Source organism: Kitasatospora sp. NPDC056783 (genome assembly GCF_042789895.1).
GTDB lineage: Bacteria > Actinomycetota > Actinomycetes > Streptomycetales > Streptomycetaceae > Kitasatospora.
The window spans coordinates 1-2,154 of record NZ_JBHUAF010000656.1; the positions used below are offsets into that span (position 1 = coordinate 1).

Consider the following 2,154-nt stretch of genomic DNA (forward strand, 5'->3'; position numbering starts at 1 on the left):
CGCGCCGGGCGCCGACCAGGTGACCTGGTCGGCGCCCGATTCAAACGCCCGTGCGGGCCGAGGCCGTGCGACACGGCCTCGCTACGCGGCGGTCTGGAGCTCCCGGACCGGGACGGCCTGGACCACGGCCGGGGCCGCGTTGTCCTGCTCCGGCGTGAGGTACGGGCGCAGCCGCAGCGCCAGGACGACGATCAGCAGCGTGGAGCCCGCCATGGCCGCCAGGTAGAGCGGCCAGGTGCCGGAGCCGACCAGCAGCACGCCGACGGCGGGGCCGACCGCGACCGCGATCTGCTTCACCAGGGCGTACCCGGCGTTGTAGGTGCCGAGCAGCCGGGCCGGGGCGAGGTCCGCGACGATCGGGCCCATGGTGGGCGCGAGCAGCGACTCGCCGACGCCGAAGAGGGCGTAGATCGAGACGATGGCGACCGTGGCGGCCATGGCCTCGGTCCGGATCAGGCCGGCCACCAGGGCCATCGCCCAGGCGCCGAGCCAGACCACGGCGGCCGCGGCCATCGCGGTGGTGCGGCGGCGGCGCGCGGTGATCCGCACCATGAACATCTGGAGCACCACGATGGTCAGCGCGTTGGCGCCGATCGCGAAGCCCAGGGTGGAGGGCGCGGTGCCGACGGTGTCGGTGGCGAAGGCCGCGACGCCGGACTCGAACTGGCCGTAGCAGGTGAAGAAGATCAGCCCGGCGAGGATGCTGAGCCGGACCATCGCCTTGTCGGCGAGCAGGGCGCGCAGGCCCGTCGGGCCGTCCGCCTTCTCGTGGACGGCGGTCAGCTGGACCTTGGGCATCCGGGCGGTGCCGGTGACCAGGGCGAGGCCGAGGAACGTCACCGCCTCGATGGTGAACAGCCGGGTGAGGCTGGCCGGGTCGGCCACGTTCACGATCTGCCCGCCGACCAGCGCACCGACGCCCATGCCCAGGTTGACCAGGGTGAACTGGAGCGCGAAGGCGTGCGAGCGGGTGGCCGCCGTCGAGCAGCGGACGATCATCGTGGCGAGCGCCGGCTGGCAGGTGGTGACACCCGCGCCGAACAGGAAGGAGGAGACCAGCAGGGCCGGGGTGCCGGTGGCGTGGCCGAAGGCGAACGCGCCGGTGGCGGCGAGCGCCGCGCCGGCCAGCAGCACCGGACGGGGGCCGTACCTGTCGATGCCGCGGCCGGTGAACGGCAGCACGGCGAGGGCCGCCAGCGCGAAGACGGTGAACACCATCCCGGCCGCCAGCGAACCCAGTCCGCGCACCTGGTCCACGTACACGAACATGTACGGCATCGTGAATCCGCCGCCGAACGCGCTGAGCGCGTTGCCGATCTGGACGCGGCGCAGCGGGCCGCCCGCTCCACCACGCCGCTGCCTCTGCTGCTTCACCGTGCCGGTCACCGTGCACATCCCTTCCTGGTTTCGACTGGATACTCTTAAGTCCAGAAGATTTCAGAGCTAAAGTTTGACGAGATAAAGTCTTAGCACTGGAAGGGTGTGGAGTCAAAGGCTTAAGGAGTGCACGACCGTGCGACACTGTTCGGCATGACTACGGACAAGCCGCGACCGGCGGCCGGCACGCCCGTCCCGGCCACCCGCCTGGAGTTCGGCATCGCCGAGCAAGTGGCCCTCTACCAGCGGGAGTTCCCCACCGTCGACCCGCAGGTGGAGACCATCGTGCAGTCCCTCCTCCGGCTGTCCCGGCGGATGGGCGTGGCGTACGACCGCCAGCTGACTGTGCTCGGAATCACCTCCGCCGAGTGGGAGGTGCTCAAGGCCCTGGTGGTCTCCGGCAGCCCGTACCAGCTGGGGCCGGGCGAGCTGGCCAAGCGGCTCGGGCTCACCCCGGCGGCGATGACCCACCGGATCGACCGGATGGTGGCCGACGGCCTGGTCACCCGGGAGCGTGACGAGACCAACCGGGTGCGGGTGATCATCGAGCTGACCGAGACCGGCCGGGACAAGTGGCTGGAGTCGATGCGGATGGCGGCGGTGTTCGAGGAGGAGTTCCTCCAGGACGTGGCGGGCGAGGAGCGCGCCGAGCTCTCCGCGACCCTGGGCCGGATGCTGCGGCGGATCGAGGAGAGCCAGCCGGACGCGCTCGGGCGCACCGACGACCTGGCCTGAGCCCCGGAACGGGGCACGCCCGGAGAACGCGCGAGTCCGGCC

General features: G+C 71.7%; 2 protein-coding genes. One reads left to right on the forward strand and one right to left on the reverse strand.

Annotated features, from left to right (window positions below; all coding sequences use genetic code 11):
* Window positions 1-81 precede the first annotated feature (81 nt).
* Window positions 82-1,386 carry an MFS transporter gene (locus ACFRMQ_RS40310; protein WP_380735886.1) on the reverse strand — a complete coding sequence of 435 codons (1,305 nt, stop codon included), beginning with the start codon at window positions 1,384-1,386 and terminating at the stop codon, window positions 82-84.
* 144 nt (window positions 1,387-1,530) lie between these two features.
* On the opposite strand from ACFRMQ_RS40310, the gene ACFRMQ_RS40315 reads away from it, so the two are divergent.
* Window positions 1,531-2,112 carry a MarR family winged helix-turn-helix transcriptional regulator gene (locus ACFRMQ_RS40315; protein WP_380735887.1) on the forward strand — a complete coding sequence of 194 codons (582 nt, stop codon included), beginning with the start codon at window positions 1,531-1,533 and terminating at the stop codon, window positions 2,110-2,112.
* Window positions 2,113-2,154: the final 42 nt, after the last annotated feature.